This window comes from Gluconobacter albidus (assembly GCF_002723915.1).
GTDB lineage: Bacteria > Pseudomonadota > Alphaproteobacteria > Acetobacterales > Acetobacteraceae > Gluconobacter > Gluconobacter albidus.
This window is the reverse complement of sequence record NZ_BEWL01000001.1, coordinates 70,370-92,230: the sequence shown is the minus strand read 5'-3', so window position 1 is coordinate 92,230 and position 21,861 is coordinate 70,370. Positions and strand designations below refer to the sequence as shown.

Here is a 21,861-nt window from a genome sequence, read left to right as displayed (position 1 = left end):
GACTTTTCGGACATCTGCATCCTCGGTGACAAACTCAGGGACGTATTGTCGCCCCTTGAGCCGTCTGCGCAAGGGTGTAAGCACCGGCCTTGCCGCAGGAACCTTCCTGACCCTTGCTGCCTGCTCGGGTGGCGGGTCATCTTCCGTGCCGGGTGTGGGCGGTATTCCGGGTGTTTCTGCGGGGCCTGGCGCCCATGATGTCGGGCTGATCCTGCCGCTGACGGGCCGCAATGCGTCCTATGGCACGCGGATGCGCGACGCGGCGAAACTGGCTCTGGCCGCCAAGGGATCGCCCGCGCTGGACGTGCATGACACCAATGGCCCCGGTGGAACGGAGCAGGCCGTACGCGATGCCCTTGCACGAGGTGACGCCATTCTGCTGGGGCCATTGACCGCCACCGAGACTGCCGCCGCAGCACCACTTGCGGTCAATGCGGGCAAGCCAGAGCTTGCGTTCACCAGCGACTCGACACAGGCCCGTCCGGGCGTGTGGGTCATGGGCCTGACGCCGGAGCAGCAGGTGCGTCGGATGGTGGATGCAGCTCGCGCAACGGGTCGCAAGACTTTCGCGGCTTTCCTGCCGGATAATGCTTTCGGACATGCCATGGGTGACGGGCTTGCGCGGGCCTGCCGGGATGCCGGGCTGAGGGATCCGCAGATCGTGTTCCATACGATGGATGCACAGAATATCGAGGATGGGCTGAAGTCGCTCTCCGCCATTGACGCCCGTCAGCCTGCTGCGCCTGTGGTTGCGGAGGCATCGTCCGGTCCTTCCGCGATTGATCCGACGGGTGAGACGGCTCCGGACTCTGCTTCTTCCTCCGGCACAGCAGCAGCTGGCCCAGCACCTGCGGTACAGCCTGCTCCCATCGCTCCGCCGCCGTTTGATGCTCTGGTGCTGGCCGATACGGGGCTCGAACTCGGACGGATCATCACAGCGCTTCAAACCGACCATATCGATTCGTCGCAGGTCCAGATCATGGGGCCCGCGCTTTGGAAGGCGTTTGACGGCAAGCTCGGGGCGCTGCATGGCGCCTGGTATGCAGCGCCCGACGCGCATGACCGGCTGGGATATGTCGCGCAGTATCGGGCTCTCTATAAACAGGCTCCGTCACCCGTCAGCGATTTCGCTTATGACGCTGCGGCTCTGGCGGGCAGCCTGATCCGTCAGAGCGGCGTTACGGTCGATGCCCTGACGCGGCCGGATGGCTATATGGGTGTGGACGGACTGTTCCGTCTGCGTCCGGACGGACACGTGACGCGGGCACTGGCGATCTACCAGATCCAGCGTGGCGGTGGTGCACGAATTGTGGTTCCGGCTTCCCGGGACGTGGCGATCCGTCCGAGCTGAGGTTCTTTATTTTCAAAAGAAAAAGCGCGCTTGCTCTTTTGAGGGGCGCGCTTTTTTTTGTGTCTGGTCGAGAAAACCCGGGCGCAGGTTCAGGCGGCGCAGGTCTCGGCCAGCGGCAGGACCGGGCGGATGACGTGCAGGGCAAGTTCGAAGCTGGCATAACTGCCCAGTTCATGACCGCGGATCTGGTCGATCAGCACCCAGCGCATGCCCTGCGGCCGCAGCATGTAAGCAGGATCGGGATTTTCACGGACCCAGACCAGAACATGATCAACAGGTGCACTTCCGTCCACATTGATGGCGTCGTGAGAGGCATCCGCAATTTCGGCATCGAAAACGCCCATCCGCTGTCCTGCTTCAAGCCAGCGCAGCAGATATTCGCGGTGACGCGGCAGCAGGCCCTGTCGCAGGGGCACGATATTGCTCGCGCTGCGGCTGTGAGAAAGGTCGTGAAGGTGAGCCACCTGCGCCATCAGGGAGTCCTCATCAAAAAGCCGGGCAGGGCACCCGGGTCGTGGTGATGAGTTCAGGCTAGGGTTCAAAAGGGACGTTTCACAATCTTTAATAACGTCTGAAGAAGGTTTTGCGACACAAACCATCCCCACTGTGGCAAATCTGCCATGCTCTAAATGCATAGCTCAACAGGGTGTTGTCATATTCCGGTACAGCGCCTTGTCCCAGCGGCGGTGCAACCAAAGCCAAGCCCCCGGAATTTCGCGGATCCAGGACTCGAGACGGTCGTTGAAAAGCTGCGTCAGGGCGAGGACGTCTTTTGCGCGATCATCCGTCTTTTCAGGCAAAAAAGGTGCATCCACCACCAGCACGAGTCTGGCAGGTCCGTCACGGCGCACATGGCCTGTGACAATCAGGGCGTCATGCCTCAGTGCGAAGACTGCGGCGGCGGACGCTGTCATGGCGGGACGCCCGAAGAGGCGGGCTTCAATCCCGTCATTCATTTTCTGGTCGCCCAGAACACCCAGATGCCCGCCTCTGGACAGGTATTTCAGGGCCGAACGTGCGCCTTTGGCCCCTTTAGGAAACATTGGTACGTCCTGCCCCATAGCCTCCTGACGCAGGCTATGGATCAGGCTGTCGACGCCGGGGTTGCTGGCAGCCCGGTAGAAAGATGCGAACGGCATGCCGTATCGGGCGACAACCGGCGGCATGAGTTCCCAGTTGCCGATATGCCCTGAAAAGAAAATGACCGGCCGCCCCGATGCCTTCGCGGTTTCAAGATTCTCCGCGCCTTCAACGCTCCATCCCGCACCGGAAGGCGTGTTGTGGGGCAGGCGGGCGATATGGGGGAATTCGCCAACCGTCCGGCCCAGATTTTCCCAGCAGTCCCGCACGATACGTCGCCGGGCCGGGGCGTCGAGTTCGGGCATGGCAAGTTGCAGGTTCCGGTCCGCTATTTTCGAGACGGGCAGCGGTGGCCCGATCGTGCGGGCGACAATGCCTCCAAGGTTCGAGGCCGCAGCTGCGGGAAGGGCGCGGATGAGCGCCAGAAGGCTGCGGACCAGCAGGGTTTCCGCACGGTACAAAAAAGACGTCATGGAGCGCTGAACAGTAGATCGAGAAGGCGTTCGGGGGCTTTCGGATCGGTCCAGAGCAGCTCAACCCTGATGACTTTAACCTGCGTGCGGAATGGGAAAGGCAGTTTCACGGCATCCTTGGCGGTTGTGACCAGTGTGGTGCCCGATTCCCGGCTGAGGGCTTCAAGGCGCTGAAAATCGCGGGCCGTATAGACATGATGATCGGGGAACGGGAGTGAGCGGATGGGCGTGACGCCAGCGTCCCGCAGCATGTCGAAAAATTTTTCCGGGCGTCCGATCCCAGCGAAAGCCACGATCCGCCGTCCCTGAAGGGTGCGGATTTCGGGGCCCGGCACCAGTCTGGCCTGCGCGGTCAGAAGATGGCGGGGGAAAGTCGGGAGCAGGTTGTGCCTGTCGTCTCCGATGACAACGATGGCCTGGGCGCGGGACAGAGCGTCTGAAAGAGGTTCGCGGAGCGGACCTGCGGGAAGAACGCATCCGTTGCCGAAGCCCGTGATGCCGTCCACGACCAGAATGGAGACGTTCTTGTGCAGCGTTGCGTTCTGCAAACCGTCGTCCATGACAAGGCAGTCCGCCCCCTGACCAATGGCAAGACGGGCGGTCTCGGCCCGGTTTGCGCCAATCCAGGTCGGCGCGGACTGTGCGAGGAGGAGGGGTTCGTCGCCCACTTCACGGGCGGTGCTGCGTCCGGGGTTGACGTCGATGGGGCCGCGTTCGCGTCCGCCGTGACCCCGGCTCAGGATGTGGGGGTGATGGCCACGGTCCCTGAGGCGCTGCACGAGGTCGAGGGCGAGCGGGGTTTTGCCTGTCCCTCCGGTGGTGATGTTGCCGCAGCACAGGACCGGAACAGGAGCATGAAATGTGGGCCGTCTGAGGCGGCGGCGGGTAAGGGTCGTGGCGATGAAAGAAAACGGCCTGAGGAGGCGGGCGGCAAGACTGCGCGTGGGATGGAGCCAGAAACGGGGCGGGCGACCTCTCATCGTTCAACCGTTCTGAGGATGCGGTCTCGCAGAACGCTCACGACCGAGCGCTGTAATCCCTTGGTCCTGACGGGTGGGAGAGGGGATTCGAGCCATCGTGTCAGACACTCCACATCGTTCACGGTGTGGATGGTATCAGAAACCGTGGCCATTGCCTCCCGCCAGTTCTCCATTTTCGGGCCTGTGGCCGTTGGAACCCCCAGACGCAATGGTTCGAACGGATTGTGACCTCCGCCTTTTCCGGTCAGGGAATTGCCCAGAAAACAGCGGTTCGCCAGTCTGTAGAACAGGCCAAGTTCGCCGAGCGTGTCGGCCAGCCAGACAGGAGTCTGTGGTGTTGGGTCCTCTCCTGCGGAGCGGCGCGGGAGGCTGAAGCGTTCTGCCAGTTCCGCGCCACGGGCGGGATGGCGCGGGACAAGGATGGTCAGCAGGTCGGGCTGGGATTTCCGGGCGCTTTCTGCGGCCTGAAGGACGAGTTCCTCTTCTCCGGGATGAGTGGATGCCGCAACAAAGATCGGGCGTTCTGTCAGCAGGGACTTGAGACGGTCATATTCCGCCTCGTCATAGGGAAGCGCGGGCGCATCCTGTTTGAGATCGCCGTCCTCGTAAACCGGAGAGGCTCCAAGCGTACGGAAACGGGCTGCATCTTCAGGCCCCCGGGCAGCCACCCAGGAGAGGCGTGACATCATGCGTCGTGCGGGGCCGTGCAGCCGGTTCCAGCGTCGTGAAGAGCGGTCCGACAAACGTCCGTTGACGAGCATGACAGGAATGTCCCGCTCCGAACAGGCTGCGATGATGCCCGGCCAGAGTTCGCTTTCAACGAAAATGGCGCCCTCGGGCTGCCAGAGGTTGAGGAAGCGCCTCAGCCAGCGGGGAACGTCATGGGGAATGAAGCGATGGAGAATCCGTTGTCCGGAGAGCGGGTGCCGCGCGACGATTTCGCTGCCCGTGACTGTGGCGGTTGTGAAAAGAAGTGTCAGCTCCGGTCTGGCGTCCAGCAGGGCTTCGGCCATCGGCAGGGCACAGAGGGTTTCGCCAACACTGGCGGCGTGGAGCCAGAGAATCCGGCCTGCGGGGCGGTGTGCTCTCCCGAGCCCCATACGCTCGCGCAGGCGGTCAGGGAGTTCCCGCCCCTTGTGCAGCCGGACTCGAAGCATGACGGTCAGGGCCGGAGCAAGCAGGGTTCCGGTCATGCGCCACAGACGGTCGCTCACGCTGGACTGACGGTGTCGCACGCTGCTTTCAGCGCGGCTGGAGAGAGTGTTCAGAGCGGTCTGGAGGGTCGGGGCGTCGGGCTGGAACAGCGGCTCGCCCATGATGAGCGCGCCGCGCCCGAAGGGAAGCGGGAAGGCCAGACCGTCCCATGAGGGCAGACGCAGACTGGTGCAGGCCATGCCGAGGGGCACTACAGCACATCCGGCAAGGCGCGACAGGACGATGGCCCCGGGTTGGACCTGTTCGGCTGGTCCACGCGGGCCGTCAGGGGTGATGCCAACGATTGATCCGTTCCGGATCTCTTTCAGAGCCGTTCGAAGAGCCGCTGCTCCGCCCTTGTCCTTTCCCTTTTTGCTAGAGGAACCATGAATGCCCATGATGCCCCAGGAGCGGACGATCTTTGCGATCAGCACACCATCCGGATTGCGAGAGACCAGAAAGCGGAGTGCCAGCCGTGGCTGCAATGGGCGGGCCCAGAACCAGAGCGCCGGGCTGAGCGCAAGGGACCGGTGCCAGAAGGCGACCACGACCCCGTTTTCGGGCGTGAGCAGTGTTTCGACCGCACGGGGAGAGCCGCTGACCTGCCAGCGCGTGGAGCGCAGGCAGATCCCAAGCCACAGGCGGAGCAGGCGTGGAGACAGGGTCATGTCGCGTCGGGTAGCACGCGACGTTACAGGGGGCAAAGACAGGGCATTTCGACAGGCAGAGCCATCAGGTTGCCGGATGATTCATCTCAAGAGACGTGAAGGTCACACGTGCTGAATCGCTGTGGCAGGGCATGTGCCAGCCGGTCTGTCCCGCGACGGCTTCGAACCACATGGCGGGGGCGGTTGCGGCCGCGGGCATGGCAAACACATTGCGGGTTCCATTCACGACGACAAGCAGTGTTCCGTCGGGACGGGAAGAGAGGCCGTAGCTGATGCTGCGATCGGGATAGATGGTTCCAGCAACGACGCGATGTGTTTCGGTTCCATTATGAATGACAGCAATGACCTGCGAACGCTTGCCATCCGCGACCAGCTGCACGACCGGCGCATGCGCGCTCTGGATCCGGCCGATAATGACGCGCTGATTACTGGGCCATGTGTCGATGTGCAGAGTGGCAGTCATGGCCGCCGGCGTCTGCTGGAAATACCATGCCGTGCCTTCGCGCAGAACAGTCGCGGGGGCCGTCTGGCCGCGAATGGACGGCTGAAGCGCATCCGTTCGCAGGGTCATGGCGCCGGTCGCGGGGTTGCGCTCATAGAACGGGCTGCGATAGCCGGCAGCAAGCGTGCTGCCGGGAACGAGGCGTAATTTGAGGCGCGCCTGCGGTTCCTGAAGGGTGAAGCTACCCGCCTCCGGTAGGGCCTGCGTGTCCATGGCCGATGCGGGAGCCAGCGCGGTGCCTGCCAGCGTGAGGGTCAGGCAGGTGGCGCAGAGGAGGCGGGGCAGGGACATGGAACGGTTCCTTCAGGTCAGCAGGCAAAAAGTGGCAACAGGCGTGTTCAGCGGCTCATGAGAACCGTGATCTGGGCGTGCTCCAGAATGTGACGGGTAACGCCGCCCAGAATCATCTGGCGCAGACGCGAATGGGAGTAGGCGCCCATACCGAGCATGTCGGCATTGAACTCCGTGGCAGCCTGAAGCAGGCCCACGCCGATGTCCCGGTTCACGGCTTCGAACTCGCGGGATGTGGCGGAAATACCGTGCATCCGCAGATAGGTCACGACCTCGTCCGCACCCGGACCGCGACGCTGATAGTCCTGACAGGTCAGGACCTGCACGGCTTCGGCCTTGTGGGCCCAGGGCAGGATGCAACGCAGGGCCAGCGAGGCTTCGGGCGTTCCGTTCCAGGCGATGGCGATCCGCCTGCCGACCGTCTTCGGCGGGGTCGGCGGTGCGATCAGCAGAGGACGTCCGCTGTCGAACAGGATGGCATGGAGCGTTTCGGAGGCGCGCGGGTCGCCGTCCTTGGCAAGATTCGGAACCAGCGTCATGTCGGCCAGACGGGAGCGCCATGTCAGGGAGTCGTGCTCCGTTCCGTTGAGGACGTCGAGGCTTGCGCTGACGCCTTCTCCGGCCGAGGAGCCGATTTTCGAAGGCTCGATGCGACGGATGCCATGCTCGTGGACAAAAGCGTCGAAAGCCCTGCGGATCTTGATGGCCCGGTGCTGCGCTTCGGTTATGGCGGTATCGATCATTTCATTGACCATGCCCGCCGAGATGCCTTCACCGGCCAGCGTTGCGACTTCGGACGGATCCGAACCGACCACGACAGCGGAAAGATGAGCGTCGAACCGGCGCGCGAAATCCAGCGCGACCGACATGACGGCGTCCAGCTCATAGGTGCCGTTCAGGGGGAGAAGGATGTTCTTGATATCGATAAGCATGGGTGAAGGCTCCCCGGCCGTAATTTTGTGACGTCGTTATGATGTATTTACGGATAAAGTCGTGTGACGTTCCATTGGTTTCCATCACGCGTCCACACGGCACGATCATGCAGGCGATAGGGACGGTCCTGCCAGAATTCGATGGCCTGGGGCAGAACGCGGAAACCCGACCAGTTGTCAGGACGGGGGATCGGGCCGTCTCCGTATTTTTCGTCTGCGGCCTTCAGGCGTTCCTCGAACGTGCTGCGTTCGTCGAGCGGGCGCGACTGGTCTGAGGCAATGGCGCCGAGGCGCGACATGCGGGAACGGCTTGCGAAATAGGCATCGGCTTCGGCGGCCGTAACGGCTTCGACCGGGCCTTCGATCCGGACCTGACGGCGGATGGATTTCCAGTGAAACAGCAGGGCCGCGTGCGGGTTGGCGCGCAGTTCGCCGCCCTTGCGGCTGTCCAGATTGGTATAGAAAACAAAGCCCCTGTCATCCACGCCCTTGAGTAACAGCATCCGCACGGACGGGTGCCCGTCAGACGTGGATGTGGCCACGGCCATTGCGTTGGGGTCGTTCGGTTCGGCAGCTTCCGCATCTGACATCCAGGCAGCGAACAGGGCGAAGGGATCAGCCTTCAGATCAATCAGGGGGAGGTCGGACATCGGAGAATCCTTGAAACAAGATTGGCGTGGCAGGAACGATGTCGTCCCGCTCGCCAGTGCCGGGATCATAACGCGGCTGGACCGTTCCAGCCATCCGGCCAGCTATCCAGCCAGTTTATACGCCGCGCTCGCATCGCGCCTTGATCTGGGACAGCATGCGACGCCGCAGCAGACCGCTGACGGGGCGGATCACGAGCCAGTAGGGCAGGAAACGACGCCAGACATGGGGCGTGGGACACAGGACATGTGTTTGCGTGACGAGGCGCATTCGACCCTTCGTGGCCGGCTCTGTCACGAAAGACAGGATCAGGGTTGCAACAGACGCATCCCTGTCACCGAGAAACGCCATAGGTGTGTCAAAACGATGCAGTCCGTAATCCGTCTGCCAGAAGGCCCCTTTCAGCCCATAGGCCAGACTGCGATCGGTCTCCGACAGCAGGGTGAAGTCTTGGAGCTCAAGAGGCGGTGCTGATGGGCTTCGCAGCAGTCGGGCAGGCAGTCCACGCAGGTAAAGGGCTGGGCGGATGAGAGCATCCTCATCCAGACGGTAGTGCCGGACGCAGTTCAGGATGGTGCCGGGCAGGGCGTGAATGAGAATGGAATGGCGTTCGGAAAAATCGAACGGGCCGATGGAAGTATGAGCGGATTTCGAGCGCATGGGAGGAAATTCCTCAGTGTCGGAGTGATGCCTTAATGTCCCGTCAGAAGGCAAAAAACCGGGCAATCGTCGCAAAGTCTTGTCTGTAACGGACGCTTGTGCAACCACGACCCTCAATACGCCAACGCGATTCAGGAAATCACCATGTCTGAAACGGAAGACAATATCCCGGCACCCGTGACCGGAACCCTCATGAAGGGCAAGCGCGGTGTGATCATGGGTGTTGCCAACAAGCACTCCATTGCCTGGGCCATTGCCAGCGCCTGTGCGGCACAGGGTGCGGAACTTGCTTTCACCTATCAGGGCGAGGCCCTGGGCAAGCGCGTTCGTCCGCTGGCCGAGAGTGTCGGGTCTGAACTCGTCATCTCCTGTGACGTCAGCGATGACGACGCCATCAACACCACGTTCGACGAGATCGAGAAGGTCTGGGGTAAGATTGACTTCGTGCTCCATGCCATCGCTTTTGCGGACAAGCAGTATCTCCGCGGCCGCTATATCGACACGCCGCGCGATGCCTTCCTGCAGGCCATGGACATCTCCTGTTATTCCTTCGTCGCCGTCGCACGTCGTGCGTCTGCCATGATGAATCCGGGCGGGTCCTTCCTGAGCATGACCTATCTCGGCGCCGAGCGCGTCATGCCGCACTATAATGTGATGGGTGTGGCCAAGGCGGCTCTGGAAGCCTCGGTGCGCTACATGGCTGCCGATCTGGGCCGCGACGATATCCGCGTCAACGGTATCTCTGCCGGTCCGATCATGACGCTGGCCGCCAACGGGATAAGCGATTTCCGCTACATCCTGCGCTGGAACCAGCTCAACGCTCCGATGGAGCGCAACGTGACGCTCAAGGATGTCGGCGGTTCGGGCATGTACCTGCTCTCCGATCTGTCCAGCGGCGTGACGGGCGAGATCCATCATGTGGACTGCGGCTACCACACGGTCGGCATGAAGAACCCGGACGCTCCGGACATCGCAGCGGTCGGCTCCGGGAACTGACATGTCGGACAACAGCTTCGGGAAGCTCTTTCGCGTCACCACCTGGGGTGAAAGCCACGGGCCGGCCATCGGCTGCGTCATTGATGGCTGCCCACCCCGCCTGAAGCTGTCCGAAGAGGACATCCAGCCCTGGCTTGATCGTCGTCGTCCGGGGCAGTCCCGCTTTACCACGCAGCGCCGGGAGGCGGATCAGGTCCGGATCCTGTCGGGCGTGTTTGAAGGCCAGACGACTGGCACCCCCATTTCGCTGATGATCGAAAATACCGATCAGCGGTCGAAGGATTACGGCGATATTGCAACCCGCTATCGCCCCGGTCATGCCGACATCGCCTATGACATGAAATACGGCATCCGCGATTATCGCGGGGGCGGGCGCTCCTCGGCGCGGGAGACGGCCATGCGGGTTGCCGCAGGAGCCGTGGCGCGCGTACTGCTGAAGACACTGGTGGGCGAGAGCGTGAAGATCCGTGCCGCCCTGACGGGCATTGGAGGGCAGACCATCGACCCCTCCCGCTGGGACTGGGACGAGGTTGAGCGCAATCCGCTGTGGTGCCCGGATGCGGACTCCGTGGCGTCCTGGGAGGCGCTGCTCGATTCCGTTCGAAAGGATGGTTCGTCCATCGGTGCGACCGTTGAAGTCGTTGCGGAAGGTCTGCCAGCCGGACTCGGTGCGCCGGTCTATGGCAAGCTGGATGTCGATCTGGCAGGCGCCATGATGGGGATCAACGGCGTCAAAGGTGTCGAGATCGGGGATGGTTTTGCCGTGGCAGCCCTTCGTGGCGAGCAGAACGCCGATCCGATCGCGCCGGGCCCGCAGTTTGCGTCCAATCATGCCGGTGGCATTCTGGGCGGTATCTCAACGGGACAGCCTATCGTGGCGCGCTTTGCGATCAAGCCGACCAGTTCAATCCTTACACCCGTTCCGAGCATCACCCGCGATGGCGAGTCTGTCGAGGTGATGACAAAAGGGCGTCACGATCCCTGCATTGGTATCCGGGCCGTTCCCGTAGCCGAGGCGATGATGGCCTGTGTGCTGGCCGATCATCTGCTGCGCGATCACGCCCAGTGTGGCTGGGGTCGCTAGACCCCCGCCAGCCGGCGCCTCAGCCTTCGAACGTGGCGTCCAGCGTAATCTTGGCCTTGATGACCTGTGATAGCGGACAACCTTCCTTGGCCTTGTTCGCAATCTCAAGGAACTGCGTCTCGGAGGCTCCGGGGACCTTGCCGCGCAGCGTCAGGTGAGACTGGGTGATGGCAAAGCCTTCGCCGGACTTGTCGAGCGAGACGATCGCTTTCGTTTCCAGTGATTCGGCTTTGAAACCGGCCTGTTCGAGCATCATGGACAGCGCCATGGTGAAACAGCCTGCATGAGCCGCACCGAGCAGTTCTTCGGGGTTCGTGCCGGGCTTGTCTTCAAAGCGCGTATTGAAGCCATAAGGCTGCTCGTGCAGGGCGCCGCTCTGGGTGGAAATGGTGCCTTTGCCGTCCTTGAGACCGCCGGTCCAGTGTGCCGAAGCTGTCTTTTTGATGGTCATGATGCGCTCTTTCGTTTTGTGGGCTTGGATCCCCAAACGCGGTGTTGTCCGGATCGTTGCCCGACGCGATGTTCACGAAATTTCCCAATTCTGTGACCGGTATCACACACCGGGAAAATGCCCCGGGGGAAAACTCTTGGGATAACAACGCTTAGGGGCGGTTTTCTGCGATCAGTACTATATCTAGGGGAATTAACGAATTCCTTCCCTAGATATGGGATGGTTCAAATTCACAGCTCGTCCGATTTTGCAAGCGAACTTCGTGCTTGCGATCGGGTTCGGAGTGATGGAAATGAGTGCTCGAGATACCAGAAATAGATGCCCGGCGGAGACAACGAATGACCCTTCATGACGTGACGATGGACGTGTCCGACAAGGCCGATCGTGCCCATGATGTGCGTCCGCCTGTTGACCATCCCATTGGAGAAGCACCTCTTTCGGCCGATGCCGATTTCGGGGACATGTTCGACGATGTCGTGCAGCTTCCGGGTCATCACGCCGTGCGGGTGGATCGTTCGCGCGATTCCCTGCTGACGGATTTCGGCAAGGCGACTCTGAACAACCGATACCTGCTGCCGGGCGAGGACTATCAGTCGCTTTTCGCGCGTGTGGCGTCCTATTACGGTGCGGATGCGGGCCATGCGCAGCGGATTTATGACTATATTTCCCGCCACTGGTTCATGCCCGCGACGCCCGTTCTGTCCAATGGCGGAACCGAGCGCGGACTGCCGATTTCCTGCTTCCTGAACGAGGCTGAAGACAGCCTTTCGGGAATCGTGGGATTGTGGAACGAGAACGTCTGGCTGGCGTCCAAGGGCGGCGGCATCGGGTCTTACTGGGGCAATCTGCGCTCCATCGGCGAAAACATCGGCCGCAATGGCAAGACGTCCGGCGTCATTCCCTTCATCCGCGTGATGGACAGCCTGACGCTGGCGATCTCGCAGGGCTCGCTCCGTCGCGGCTCGGCGGCGGTGTATCTGCCGGTCTGGCATCCGGAAGTGGAAGAATTCGTCGAGATGCGCCGTCCGACGGGCGGCGATCCGAACCGCAAGGCGCTGAACCTCCATCACGGCGTACTCGTGACGGATGCGTTCATGCGTGCGGTCGAGGCAGACGAGGAATGGGCGCTGCTCTCGCCGAAGGATCACAGCACGATCCGCAAGGTGTCGGCGCGGGGTCTGTGGATCCGCATTCTGACGGCCCGGATGGAGCAGGGCGAGCCCTACATCATCTATTCCGACCATGTGAACCGCGCCCGTCCGGAGCATCACAAGCTGGCCGGACTGGAGGTGAAAACCTCCAATCTTTGTGCCGAGATCACGCTGCCGACCGGTATCGACCATCATGGCAAGAATCGTACGGCCGTGTGCTGCCTGTCCTCGCTCAATCTCGAGACTTGGGACGAGTGGAAGGATGATCCGCAGTTCATCGAAGACGTCATGCTGTTCCTCGACAACGTGCTGCAGGATTTCATCGACCGCGCTCCCGATGACATGGCGCGCGCCAAATATGCCGCCGCGCGTGAGCGTTCTGTGGGCTTGGGCGTGATGGGCTTCCATTCCTTCCTGCAGGCCCGGATGATTCCGTTCGAGTCCGTGATGGCGAAGGTCTGGAACCGGAAGATTTTCGAATATATCCGCAAGCAGGCCGATGCCGCGTCAAAGCATCTGGCGGAAGTGCGTGGTCCGTGCCCGGATGCCGAGGAATACGGCTTCATGGAGCGCTTCTCGCACAAGCTCGCCATCGCCCCGACGGCCTCGATTTCCATCATCACGGGCAATGCCAGCCCCGGAATCGAGCCGATCAGCGCAAACGTGTTCCTGCAGAAGACGCTTTCGGGCTCGTTCTCGGTGCGCAACCGCCATCTGAAGACGATTCTGGAAGAGCGCGGTTACGATACGGACGAAGTCTGGTCTGCAATCACGCTGAACAAGGGCTCCGTGCAGAACCTCGACTTCCTGACGCAGGACGAGAAGGACGTGTTCAAGACGGCGTTCGAGCTCGACCAGCGCTGGGTTGTGGAACATGCCGCCGACCGTGCACCGTTCATCTGTCAGGCGCAGTCAGTAAACCTGTTCCTGCCGGCCGACGTTCACAAGCGCGATCTGCATCAGATTCATTTCCAGGCGTGGAAGAAGGGCCTGAAATCCCTTTACTACTGCCGCTCCCTGTCCGTGCAACGCGCCGATGCGGTGTCCACGCTGGCGGTGAAGAGCGACATTCTGGAAGACGAAAAATACGAAGCCACGGCTCAGGCCGCCCCGCGCGGCGAGATGAGCAGCGGCGATTACGAAGAGTGCCTGTCCTGCCAGTAATGGTGGGATGCGAAAGGACGAGATCATGAGCGACACGACCCCGACGACCGGTCATCAGGCCGAGCAGCATTTCGACCTGATGACCGCCAACCCGGTCTACAAGCCCTTCCGCTACCCCTGGGCCTATGACGCCTGGCTGACCCAGCAGCGCGTCCACTGGCTGCCCGAGGAAGTGCCGCTGGCCGATGACGTGAAGGACTGGCACCGGACGCTGACGGCAGCAGAACAGCATCTGGTGACGCAGATTTTCCGCTTCTTCACGCAGGCCGACGTGGAAGTGAATTCCGCGTACATGAAGTACTACAGTCAGGTTTTCAAACCGACCGAAGTGCTGATGATGCTGTCGTCGTTTTCGAACATCGAGACGATCCACATCGCTGCGTATTCCCATCTTCTTGATACCATCGGAATGCCCGAGACTGAGTATTCGGCTTTCCTGAAGTACAAGGAGATGAAGGACAAATACGATTTCATGCAGTCGTTCAACATCGACAACAAGCGTGAAATCGCCAAGACGATGGCGGCTTTCGGGGCGTTCATGGAAGGACTTCAGCTTTTCGCGTCCTTCGCGATCCTGCTGAACTTCCCGCGATTCAACAAGCTCAAGGGCATGGGGCAGATCGTGTCCTGGTCGGTGCGTGACGAGACGCTGCACTGCCTGTCCATGATCCGCCTGTTCCGGACGTTCATCCGCGAAAACCCGGAACTGTGGACAGCCGATTTCCGCGAGGAACTCACACAGGTCTGCCGCACGACGGTCGAGCACGAAGATGCGTTCATTGATCTGGCGTTCGAGATGGGGCCGGTTGAGGGTATGTCGTCCAACGACGTGAAGGCGTATATCCGCTTCATCGCCGATCGCCGCCTGACACAGCTTGGTCTGGACCCGATCTATGGGCAGGAAAGCAATCCGCTGCCGTGGATTGATGACATGCTCAACGCCGTCGAACACGCCAACTTCTTCGAAAACCGTTCGACCGAATATTCCCGTGCCTCCACCTCCGGCACATGGGAAGAAGCGTTTGAAGGCAACGTTTTCAGCTAAAAACAGGGTCTGGAGAGGTTCTGACTTTCAGGCAGGGCTTCTCCGTCTCTCAGAACACGCTCTGCAGCAGCGGTGAAACGCCCGTCCGTCTCATGCAGAACCAGTCCGGCCCGAAGCCGGAAAATTCCCCGTCCGCCATAGACGGCGCGGACCAGAACCAGCTTTGCTTCGCGGCCCGCTCGTGGCCAGAAAGGATAAAGCTGGATCGAACCACACCCATTTTCCAGTAAAGTCCGGCAGATCCTGTCCGCGCTGGCGACTGACAGGACGAATGTCAGCGTTCCGCCCGGAAGAACCCATTTCGTCAGAGCGCGGGCCCAGTCTTCCGGTGCGGTCGTCTCCGCACTCAGGGCGAGGCGGCGTCGGCTGTCGGGAGAAGGCGTACCGTGCGCGCTATGCCAGGGCGGATTGGCCATCACATGATGAAAACGACCATTGGCGGTTGGTGTGAGGGCGCGCAGGTTTTTGGGGATGTCGGGCAGATGGGCGTGGACCACCTGAATCCGCGTTTCACCGTCGGGATCAGCATTGGCGCGGATATTGCGCTCGGCCAGTGCCAGAGTTTCCGGATCGGATTCCAGCCCGACTCCACGAACCCCCGGAAGGCGCGCGGTGAGGCACAGCAGGGCTGCTCCCGCCCCGCAACCGGCTTCCAGAACTGTTTCGCCAGTTTTTGCCGGAATGGAGGCCGCCATGAGAACAGGTTCCAGACCCGTCCTGTAACCTTCGGTGAACTGGTCGTAGCGCACACGCCCTCCCAGCAGCGATCCTTCTTCGCGGGCCGGACCAGGACCGGAAAATGCATGACCGGAAAAGATGTTCGGAGGGGGCAATGGGTTGACCGTCTTCCTGCTGCCGCTCATATGGTCTTTCCAACCTGTCGTCCGGCGTTACATGGTCCGTTCGTTCTTGTCGCGACAGGAGAGAAAGAACGGGCTACGCCACATCATATCGTGCCCGTGCGCTCCTGGGCCAGCCCCCGGAGCCGTTGCGGGAACTGGAGTAATGACCCTTGGATTCTGCCGCACCGGACGTTTCTGCGACCGTTGATAAAGCTGTGCTCAGGGATGCAGGGAGCGAGAGCGCCCTTTCCGCTCTGTCCGCCTATCTGGAACAGGACATGCAGGCCTGCAACCGCGCCATTATCGCGCGGATGGAGAGCCCGGTTCCGCTCATTCCGCAGCTTGGCGCCCATCTTGTTGCAGCGGGTGGCAAGCGCCTGCGGCCACTGCTGACGCTCGCCGCCTCCCGCCTGTGTGGCTATCAGTCGACTCCTGAAAATCAGCGTCATGTCGGACTGGCAGCCTGTGTGGAGTTCATCCACACCGCAACGCTGCTTCACGATGACGTGGTCGATGAAAGCAATCTGCGTCGTGGGCTGGCGTCGGCCAATGCAGTTTTTGGCAACAAGGCGTCCGTTCTGGTGGGCGACTTCCTGTTCGCACGCTCGTTCCAGCTCATGACGGCCGATGGCTCGCTCAAGGTCATGGCGATCCTGTCCGATGCTTCGGCGACGATTGCCGAGGGCGAAGTCCTTCAGATGGTGACGCAGAACGATCTCTCCACACCGGTTGAGCGGTATCTGGAAGTCATTCACGGCAAAACGGCGGCTCTGTTCGCAGCGGCCTGTCGCGTCGGCGCGGTCGTTGCCGATCGCCCCGAAGCGGAAGAAGTCGCACTGGACCGTTTCGGGACCAATCTGGGCATGGCGTTCCAGCTCGTTGACGACGCGCTCGATTATGCTGCCGATCAGCAGGTTCTGGGCAAGACCGTTGGCGACGACATGCGGGAGGGCAAGATCACGCTGCCGGTTCTGGCAGCCTATGAAGCCGGCTCTCCCGAAGACTGTGCTTTCTGGGAGCGTGTCATTGAAAAGGGCGAGCAGACGGACGCTGACCTGCCACATGCGCTGGCCCTGATCGAGAAGACAGGTGCCATTGCCACGACTATTGCCCGTGCACGGGTTTACGCCGCCGAAGCCGTCGAAGCGCTGTCCATTTTCCCGGACAGTGAATTGCGGCGTCTGATGGCAGAGACGGTCCAGTACACCGTCGACCGCGCCCGCTGAAGCGTGTTAGCCCCTGCCTGATCGGGCGGGGGCTTTTCAGTTTGCCGCTGTCATGAGCGGAATGGGAGCGGTGAGCAACTCCCACCCTCTGAAGCCGAGCCTTGCGGCGGCGGCTTCAAGCCCCGGCGCTGTATGCGGCAGCCGGGTCATCAGGAAACGGCCTTTCTGCGCTGTTTCTGCTCCGTGAGACAGCGTTTGAAGGACAGTTCCGACCTGTCGGGCAACGGCGGAAGCCGGGTCCAGCCAGCGCACCCCGGATGGCGACATGCGTTCGAAGGCGTCCATCAGAAATGTATAGTGGGTGCAGCCGAGCCCGACCGTATCAATCTCGCTGCCATGAGGCTGTCCGAATAGGCAGTCCAGTTCGTGCTGAATGTCCGCATCCGCAATGACCTCACCCAGAAAAGCACGTTCCGCCAGATCGGCCAGTCTGCGCGCGCCATGGGTAATCAGACGGCAATCCGCAGCGAACTCCTGATGCAGCCGGAGTGTATAGGGGCGCCGTGCGGTGGCGGAGGTCGAAAGCAGGCCGATGACGCGGCTTTCTGAAACACGCCCGGCCCAGCGGATCGGGGGGACGCATCCGACCACCGGGATGTTGAGTCGTTCACGCAGGGCGGGGAGGGCGATCGTACTGGCGGTATTGCATGCAATAACCAACACATCGGGGCGTAGATTGTCGCAGGCCGCGACCAACAGATTGACGATACGCGCTGTCAGCAGGTCGTCCGGCTGTTCGCCGTAGGGAAAGAGCGCCGTATCGGCGAGGTAGTCGATATGAAGGGCGGGAAGGAGGGCGCGCAGGGCCTGCACGACGCCCATCCCCCCGATGCCGGAGTCAAAAACCAGACTCCGGCCTGCTGGCACGGATGCGCCAGTCTCCATCAGGCTTCAGCTTTGGCCTTGAGAGCCAGCGCCTCTTCCGCGCTGCTCACACCGCCATGCTTCTTCGACCAGCCACACGGATCTTCGAGGAAGCGGCGGACTTCGGCGCTGTCTTTTTCAGAGAAGTAGTTCGCCCCCGCACAGGCTTCCAGCACGTCCCACCAGGTGCACAGCGCATGGAGAGAAATGTCCATATCCGCCAGCGTTTTGTGAGCACCGGGGAAGACGCCATAGAAGAAGACAACGAAGGTGTGGTTCACGATGGCACCCGCATCACGCAGGGCATTTGCGAATCGGATCTTGGACGCGCCGTCCGTCGTCAGGTCTTCGACCAGCAGGGTACGCATGCCTTCGGGCACATCGCCTTCGATCTGCGCGTTGCGACCAAAGCCCTTGGGCTTTTTGCGGACATAGGCCATCGGCGTCATCATCCGGTCCGCGATCCAGGCGGCGAACGGAATACCGGCGGTTTCGCCACCCACGACGGCGTCGATGCTTTCATAGCCGATATGGCGGCCGATCTTTTCAACGGCCAGTTCCATGATCTTGGTGCGCGCACGCGGGAAGAAAATGATCTTGCGGCAGTCGATATAGACCGGGGACTTCCAGCCTGACGTCAGGGTGTAGGGGTCTTCCGGGCGGAAGTTGATGGCCTTGATCTCAAGCAGGATACGGGCCGTGGCGAGGGCCGCGTCGCGGTCCCACTGGGTGCGGCCCGCCATCGGGCTCTCGGCGAACTGGGTCATGCTTGTCTCCGCTGACGTCGTTTTCTCGTGGTTTACCGGCCTGTCGCCGGGAAGGGTAGGGGCAATATCGCCCGCTTTTGGACTGTGTGAATTTTATCCGCTGCCTGTCAGTGTCACAGGCTGTTCCGATCTTCCTGCTTGCATGGGAGGCTCGGGAGTTCTAGGGAGAGGTATCGATATTCATTCTCATTTACGGCAGGATCAGAAGTGAGCATAGAGACCAGCCGGATCGGCCGGAAATGCGAACGCGCTGTTGTGACGGCCTATCAGGAACTGCGGGAGGTCGGTCAGCCGGACATGCAGGCCTTCGCCGCCTGCACGACGCTGTACCGCATCCATCACCCCGAATCTTCCGTCAAGGAAGCCCGTCGCCTCGTGGCGGAATGGATCGACCACCACGTCGTCCGTCAGGCCAGAGGCCAGACGCCGGGCTGCGACTGCTGAAGTTTGAAGAGGAGCCTCAGCTCCTCTCGCTCATCGGGATGAAACTCCGCTCCGCCGCACCGATATAAAGCTGCCGGGGGCGGCTGATGCGAACGGATGGTTCCTCGATCATTTCCTTCCATTGACTGACCCAGCCAACCGTCCGCGCGACAGCGAACAGGACGGTGAACATGCTTTTGGGAATGCCCAGAGCCTTGAGGATCAGCCCGGAATAAAAATCCACATTCGGATAAAGGCGACGGCTGACGAAATAGTCGTCCTCGGTCGCCACACGCTCCAGCTCCATCGCCAGATCCAGAAGCGGGTCGCGCTTGAGGCCCAGCTCTTCAATGACTTCATGGCAGGTCGCCTGAAGGATTTTCGCCCGCGGGTCGAAATTCTTGTAGACGCGATGGCCGAAGCCCATCAGGCGCACGCCGGAATTGCGGTTCTTGACTTCATTGAGGAATGCCGGAATGCCGTCGCGGCTTCCGATGGATTCCAGCATCCCCAGAGCCGCCTCGTTCGCGCCGCCATGTGCAGGCCCCCAGAGGGCGGCTATGCCTGCCGCAATGCAGGCGTAAGGGTTCGCGCCGGTCGAGCCGACAAGCCGCACCGTCGTCGTGGAAGCGTTCTGCTCATGGTCGGCATGCAGCAGCAGGATGCGATCCATCGCACGCGCCAGAACCGGATTGACGCGGTAATGGTTACCGGGCCGGGCAAACAGCATGTGCAGGAAGTTCTCAGAGAAGGACATCTCCTCATCGGGATAGATAAACGGCTCGCCGATGGAGTATTTATAGGCCCAGGCTGCGATGGTCGGAACCTTGGCGATCAGACGCCGGGCGGAAAGATCCCGCGCCTCGGGCTGGGAGATGTCCAGTCCGTCATGATGGAATGCGGATAGAGCGCCGACGGTCCCGCACAGGATCGCCATGGGATGCGCGTCGCGGCGGAAGCCGTTGAAGAAGTTCCGGATCTGCTCGTTGAGCAGCCGGTGGGTGTTCATGTCTTTGCTGAAGGTCTGATACTGCGTGGCCGTTGGCAGTTCGCCATAAAGCAGCAGATAGGCGGTTTCCGTGAAGCTCGCGTTGAGGGCCAGATCTTCGATCGGATAGCCGCGATGCAGGAGGACGCCTTTGTCGCCGTCAATATAGCTGATGGCGCTGGTGCAGGTGGCGGTGCTGCCCAGTCCGGGATCGAAGGAAAACACGCCCGTTTTCTGGGACAGGGCGCGCATGTCCATGACGTCCGGACCGATCGTCGCTTCCAGCAGCGGAAACTGGCGGCTGAGGCCATTGAGGCAAAGGGTCGCGGAACGATTTTCGGACATGCAGAAGATAACCCGCCTGAAATGTAAGGATGTTGTTCTGTTTTATCTCCGAAAGGTTTTTTATGTCCAGAGAGCCCCTCTGGACGGATCTTTCAGGGAAGAAGGAGTGTGGCCGGTTGAATGGTCGACGGACGGACGTCCAGCCACTCTCCCGGAATATCGAGAATCGTCAGGCCCGCGAGCGGATACCCCCGATAAATAGCCGAGAAGTGCGTGCTCTGAAGGGCCGGGCCGAGAAGGTCGCAGGCGAACTCGCCAATGGTCGGGTTATGCCCGACGATCAGAAGCGTTCGTACCGCTTCGGATGTGGCATGTACGAGGCCGTAAAGCGTGTCCGGGGTTGCCGCATAGAGACTGTCTTCGATCGTGAATGCAGGCATCTGATCCAGTGCATCCAGCACACCCTGAGCCGTCTGTCGGGTGCGGGTGGCGGGGCTGCAAAGGATCTGTATCGGATCGGACAGATCGCGCGACGCAAGCTGTCTGCCGATGCTTGCGGCCTGTTCGCGTCCTCTGGACGTCAGGGCGCGGCTACGGTCGCCACCTTCCGTCAGGACATGCGGGACGGCTTCCGCATGGCGCAGAAGCAGAAGGCGGCGCAAGGGCATCAGTTCCGGATCACCCGCTTTGGGCCATCAGCCTTCCGAAGCCCTGCGCGCGCTGGCGGCGATGGCTTCGTGATGGCGGATGACTTCGTGAATGACGAAGGCCAGAAATTTTTCGGCAAAGTCAGGATCGAGATGAGCATCGCGAGCAAGCTGGCGCAGGCGTTCGATCTGCCGTGTTTCGCGGGACGGGTCTGCAGGCGGAAGATGGGCACGGGCCTTGAGCTGTCCGACTTCCTGCGTGCAGCGGAAGCGTTCCGCAAGCATGTGGATCAGGGCAGCGTCGATATTGTCGATGCTGCCGCGCAGGCGTTCGAGTTCAGCCAGAGCGGGATCGGGAGTGCGGGATGTGGAAGACACAGGCTCAGGGCTCATTCAGATCAATCCATGCAAGATGGCCGCCTTTTCCGGCACCAAGATCGGTAAAGACGGCCGTGCCCCCCAGGCGTCCCGTCCGGCGCCAGGGGCGTCCGTCGGTCGAGCGGCGGTCATGGCCGACATAGACCGTCATCCCTTCGGGGATGCGGTTGATCCAGGTCAGGCGGCGTTCGGGATAGCCATCCGGCTGCATGCGGCCGGTGGTTTCTCCAAAAAGGGCGCGGGACAAAGGCGCGGACATCTCGCCCAGACCCGGCACGGAAGAGTGGGACAGCATGGCAGTGTGAAAACCGCCATGCACAAACAGGGAGCGTCCGATCCGCAGCCAGGTCGGGGCCTGGTCGATCGCCCTGTAAATGCGTTCGGGGAGACCTTCGTACTCAGGCAGCGAAATCTGGCGCAGGGTTTCCTCAAGCGGAGGATCGCGTCTCAGACGGCGGCCTTCAAGGGCACGACCGAGTTTGCGGTCATGATTGCCGAGAATGAAAAGCCCGCGCTGCTGTTCCAGAAGATCAAGCATCAGCTCCATCACGCCCGCGCTGTCAGGTCCGTGATCGACGAGGTCTCCGAGCTGGATGACGAAGCGTTCCGTCGCCGTTGCATGCCGGAAAGCGTTCAGATCGCCATGCACGTCCCCCACCACGCGGATGCCGTGTTCACGGATTCGCGTCATGACGGGGTCGGGAAGGGGAGGATCAACGAAGATGGCGCGTGCTTTCTGGTTTTCCTTCTATCAAAGGGCCAGAACGGTCC

The 21,861-nt window shown here is 61.5% G+C and carries 23 protein-coding genes; 7 read left to right on the top strand and 16 right to left on the bottom strand.

The window, feature by feature from the left end; all coding sequences use genetic code 11:
- The first annotated feature begins 55 nt into the window (after nucleotides 1-55).
- The gene (locus GAL01_RS00420) at nucleotides 56-1,351 is read left to right on the top strand and encodes a penicillin-binding protein activator (protein WP_099253024.1); all 1,296 of its coding nucleotides are present in this window, start codon (nucleotides 56-58) and stop codon (nucleotides 1,349-1,351) included.
- Between the two features lie 89 nt (nucleotides 1,352-1,440).
- Here the strand turns inward: GAL01_RS00420 and GAL01_RS00415 are convergent, their stop codons facing one another.
- From GAL01_RS00415 to GAL01_RS00380, 8 genes are all read right to left on the bottom strand, one after another.
- A complete protein-coding gene (locus GAL01_RS00415; protein WP_062030307.1) occupies nucleotides 1,441-1,824 on the bottom strand; it encodes a hypothetical protein in 384 nt (127 codons plus the stop codon).
- 165 nt (nucleotides 1,825-1,989) lie between these two features.
- Nucleotides 1,990-2,904 carry a lysophospholipid acyltransferase family protein gene (locus tag GAL01_RS00410; protein WP_062030305.1) on the bottom strand — a complete coding sequence of 305 codons (915 nt, stop codon included), beginning with the start codon at nucleotides 2,902-2,904 and terminating at the stop codon, nucleotides 1,990-1,992.
- On the bottom strand, nucleotides 2,901-3,884 hold the full coding sequence (gene lpxK / locus GAL01_RS00405; protein WP_062030303.1) for a tetraacyldisaccharide 4'-kinase: 984 nt from the start codon (nucleotides 3,882-3,884) through the stop codon (nucleotides 2,901-2,903). Before lpxK ends, GAL01_RS00410 begins: the two co-directional genes overlap by 4 nt.
- Complete coding sequence (locus tag GAL01_RS00400) at nucleotides 3,881-5,746, bottom strand: glycosyltransferase N-terminal domain-containing protein (protein ID WP_062030301.1); 1,866 nt, start codon at nucleotides 5,744-5,746, stop codon at nucleotides 3,881-3,883. Before GAL01_RS00400 ends, lpxK begins: the two co-directional genes overlap by 4 nt.
- Nucleotides 5,747-5,810: 64 nt before the next feature.
- A complete protein-coding gene (locus tag GAL01_RS00395) occupies nucleotides 5,811-6,539 on the bottom strand; it encodes a polysaccharide lyase family 7 protein (RefSeq protein ID WP_062030299.1) in 729 nt (242 codons plus the stop codon).
- A 47-nt stretch (nucleotides 6,540-6,586) separates the two neighbouring features.
- Nucleotides 6,587-7,471: a universal stress protein gene (locus tag GAL01_RS00390; RefSeq protein WP_062030297.1), complete on the bottom strand. Its 885-nt coding sequence runs from the start codon at nucleotides 7,469-7,471 to the stop codon at nucleotides 6,587-6,589.
- Nucleotides 7,472-7,518: 47 nt separating this feature from the next.
- The gene (pdxH, locus tag GAL01_RS00385) at nucleotides 7,519-8,121 is read right to left on the bottom strand and encodes a pyridoxamine 5'-phosphate oxidase (RefSeq protein ID WP_062030295.1); all 603 of its coding nucleotides are present in this window, start codon (nucleotides 8,119-8,121) and stop codon (nucleotides 7,519-7,521) included.
- A 115-nt stretch (nucleotides 8,122-8,236) separates the two neighbouring features.
- A complete protein-coding gene (locus tag GAL01_RS00380) occupies nucleotides 8,237-8,779 on the bottom strand; it encodes a hypothetical protein (RefSeq protein ID WP_062030293.1) in 543 nt (180 codons plus the stop codon).
- A gap of 144 nt (nucleotides 8,780-8,923) precedes the next feature.
- Here GAL01_RS00380 and fabI point away from each other — a divergent pair, with 144 nt between their 5' ends.
- Together fabI and aroC are read left to right on the top strand one after the other, a co-directional pair.
- Nucleotides 8,924-9,775 carry an enoyl-ACP reductase FabI gene (gene fabI / locus GAL01_RS00375; RefSeq protein WP_062030291.1) on the top strand — a complete coding sequence of 284 codons (852 nt, stop codon included), beginning with the start codon at nucleotides 8,924-8,926 and terminating at the stop codon, nucleotides 9,773-9,775.
- Between the two features lies 1 nt (nucleotide 9,776).
- Nucleotides 9,777-10,859, top strand: coding sequence for a chorismate synthase (aroC, locus tag GAL01_RS00370; RefSeq protein ID WP_062030289.1), 1,083 nt, complete (start codon nucleotides 9,777-9,779; stop codon nucleotides 10,857-10,859).
- Nucleotides 10,860-10,878: 19 nt separating this feature from the next.
- Here the strand turns inward: aroC and GAL01_RS00365 are convergent, their stop codons facing one another.
- On the bottom strand, nucleotides 10,879-11,310 hold the full coding sequence (locus GAL01_RS00365; protein WP_145995589.1) for an OsmC family protein: 432 nt from the start codon (nucleotides 11,308-11,310) through the stop codon (nucleotides 10,879-10,881).
- A gap of 461 nt (nucleotides 11,311-11,771) precedes the next feature.
- On the opposite strand from GAL01_RS00365, the gene GAL01_RS00360 reads away from it, so the two are divergent.
- Nucleotides 11,772-13,625, top strand: a complete 1,854-nt coding sequence (locus GAL01_RS00360) for a ribonucleoside-diphosphate reductase subunit alpha (RefSeq protein WP_369827204.1) — start codon at nucleotides 11,772-11,774, stop codon at nucleotides 13,623-13,625.
- Nucleotides 13,626-13,650: 25 nt separating this feature from the next.
- Entirely contained in the window at nucleotides 13,651-14,670 is a 1,020-nt protein-coding gene (locus GAL01_RS00355; protein ID WP_062030285.1) for a ribonucleotide-diphosphate reductase subunit beta, read from the top strand.
- Here the strand turns inward: GAL01_RS00355 and GAL01_RS00350 are convergent.
- The gene (locus GAL01_RS00350) at nucleotides 14,667-15,533 is read right to left on the bottom strand and encodes a tRNA1(Val) (adenine(37)-N6)-methyltransferase (RefSeq protein WP_062030283.1); all 867 of its coding nucleotides are present in this window, start codon (nucleotides 15,531-15,533) and stop codon (nucleotides 14,667-14,669) included. The genes GAL01_RS00355 and GAL01_RS00350 overlap by 4 nt on opposite strands.
- A gap of 149 nt (nucleotides 15,534-15,682) precedes the next feature.
- On the opposite strand from GAL01_RS00350, the gene GAL01_RS00345 reads away from it, so the two are divergent.
- The gene (locus GAL01_RS00345) at nucleotides 15,683-16,738 is read left to right on the top strand and encodes a polyprenyl synthetase family protein (protein ID WP_062030281.1); all 1,056 of its coding nucleotides are present in this window, start codon (nucleotides 15,683-15,685) and stop codon (nucleotides 16,736-16,738) included.
- 36 nt (nucleotides 16,739-16,774) lie between these two features.
- On the opposite strand, the gene murI is transcribed toward GAL01_RS00345, so the two are convergent.
- Nucleotides 16,775-17,623: a glutamate racemase gene (murI, locus tag GAL01_RS00340; RefSeq protein ID WP_082790724.1), complete on the bottom strand. Its 849-nt coding sequence runs from the start codon at nucleotides 17,621-17,623 to the stop codon at nucleotides 16,775-16,777.
- Nucleotides 17,623-18,369: an orotate phosphoribosyltransferase gene (locus GAL01_RS00335; RefSeq protein ID WP_062030279.1), complete on the bottom strand. Its 747-nt coding sequence runs from the start codon at nucleotides 18,367-18,369 to the stop codon at nucleotides 17,623-17,625. The genes murI and GAL01_RS00335 overlap by 1 nt, the downstream gene beginning before the upstream one ends.
- Nucleotides 18,370-18,576: 207 nt before the next feature.
- Between GAL01_RS00335 and GAL01_RS00330 the strand changes: the two genes are divergently transcribed.
- Entirely contained in the window at nucleotides 18,577-18,813 is a 237-nt protein-coding gene (locus GAL01_RS00330) for a hypothetical protein (protein ID WP_024716776.1), read from the top strand.
- Nucleotides 18,814-18,829: 16 nt separating this feature from the next.
- On the opposite strand, the gene GAL01_RS00325 is transcribed toward GAL01_RS00330, so the two are convergent.
- The 4 genes from GAL01_RS00325 to GAL01_RS00310 form a co-directional block, all read right to left on the bottom strand.
- A complete protein-coding gene (locus GAL01_RS00325) occupies nucleotides 18,830-20,125 on the bottom strand; it encodes a citrate synthase (protein WP_062030277.1) in 1,296 nt (431 codons plus the stop codon).
- A 92-nt stretch (nucleotides 20,126-20,217) separates the two neighbouring features.
- A complete protein-coding gene (locus GAL01_RS00320; protein WP_062030275.1) occupies nucleotides 20,218-20,733 on the bottom strand; it encodes a SixA phosphatase family protein in 516 nt (171 codons plus the stop codon).
- 27 nt (nucleotides 20,734-20,760) lie between these two features.
- A complete protein-coding gene (locus tag GAL01_RS00315) occupies nucleotides 20,761-21,105 on the bottom strand; it encodes a chorismate mutase (protein WP_062030273.1) in 345 nt (114 codons plus the stop codon).
- A complete protein-coding gene (locus GAL01_RS00310; RefSeq protein ID WP_062030271.1) occupies nucleotides 21,095-21,781 on the bottom strand; it encodes a metallophosphoesterase in 687 nt (228 codons plus the stop codon). The genes GAL01_RS00315 and GAL01_RS00310 overlap by 11 nt, the downstream gene beginning before the upstream one ends.
- Nucleotides 21,782-21,861: the final 80 nt, after the last annotated feature.

Excerpts from the sequence above, each read along its gene's own strand:
- lpxK (WP_062030303.1), bottom strand. The coding sequence starts at position 3,884 with ATGAGAGGTCGCCCGCCCCGTTTCTGGCTCCATCCCACGCGCAGTCTT.
- GAL01_RS00415 (WP_062030307.1), bottom strand. The coding sequence starts at position 1,824 with ATGGCGCAGGTGGCTCACCTTCACGACCTTTCTCACAGCCGCAGCGCG.
- fabI (WP_062030291.1), top strand. The coding sequence starts at position 8,924 with ATGTCTGAAACGGAAGACAATATCCCGGCACCCGTGACCGGAACCCTC.
- GAL01_RS00390 (WP_062030297.1), bottom strand. The coding sequence starts at position 7,471 with ATGCTTATCGATATCAAGAACATCCTTCTCCCCCTGAACGGCACCTAT.
- GAL01_RS00400 (WP_062030301.1), bottom strand. The coding sequence starts at position 5,746 with ATGACCCTGTCTCCACGCCTGCTCCGCCTGTGGCTTGGGATCTGCCTG.
- aroC (WP_062030289.1), top strand. The coding sequence starts at position 9,777 with ATGTCGGACAACAGCTTCGGGAAGCTCTTTCGCGTCACCACCTGGGGT.
- GAL01_RS00395 (WP_062030299.1), bottom strand. The coding sequence starts at position 6,539 with ATGTCCCTGCCCCGCCTCCTCTGCGCCACCTGCCTGACCCTCACGCTG.
- GAL01_RS00365 (WP_145995589.1), bottom strand. The coding sequence starts at position 11,310 with ATGACCATCAAAAAGACAGCTTCGGCACACTGGACCGGCGGTCTCAAG.
- murI (WP_082790724.1), bottom strand. The coding sequence starts at position 17,623 with ATGGAGACTGGCGCATCCGTGCCAGCAGGCCGGAGTCTGGTTTTTGAC.
- GAL01_RS00360 (WP_369827204.1), top strand. The coding sequence starts at position 11,772 with ATGTTCGACGATGTCGTGCAGCTTCCGGGTCATCACGCCGTGCGGGTG.
- GAL01_RS00380 (WP_062030293.1), bottom strand. The coding sequence starts at position 8,779 with ATGCGCTCGAAATCCGCTCATACTTCCATCGGCCCGTTCGATTTTTCC.
- GAL01_RS00315 (WP_062030273.1), bottom strand. The coding sequence starts at position 21,105 with ATGAGCCCTGAGCCTGTGTCTTCCACATCCCGCACTCCCGATCCCGCT.
- GAL01_RS00355 (WP_062030285.1), top strand. The coding sequence starts at position 13,651 with ATGAGCGACACGACCCCGACGACCGGTCATCAGGCCGAGCAGCATTTC.
- pdxH (WP_062030295.1), bottom strand. The coding sequence starts at position 8,121 with ATGTCCGACCTCCCCCTGATTGATCTGAAGGCTGATCCCTTCGCCCTG.
- GAL01_RS00325 (WP_062030277.1), bottom strand. The coding sequence starts at position 20,125 with ATGTCCGAAAATCGTTCCGCGACCCTTTGCCTCAATGGCCTCAGCCGC.
- GAL01_RS00320 (WP_062030275.1), bottom strand. The coding sequence starts at position 20,733 with ATGCCCTTGCGCCGCCTTCTGCTTCTGCGCCATGCGGAAGCCGTCCCG.
- GAL01_RS00310 (WP_062030271.1), bottom strand. The coding sequence starts at position 21,781 with ATGACGCGAATCCGTGAACACGGCATCCGCGTGGTGGGGGACGTGCAT.
- GAL01_RS00410 (WP_062030305.1), bottom strand. The coding sequence starts at position 2,904 with ATGACGTCTTTTTTGTACCGTGCGGAAACCCTGCTGGTCCGCAGCCTT.
- GAL01_RS00335 (WP_062030279.1), bottom strand. The coding sequence starts at position 18,369 with ATGACCCAGTTCGCCGAGAGCCCGATGGCGGGCCGCACCCAGTGGGAC.
- GAL01_RS00350 (WP_062030283.1), bottom strand. The coding sequence starts at position 15,533 with ATGAGCGGCAGCAGGAAGACGGTCAACCCATTGCCCCCTCCGAACATC.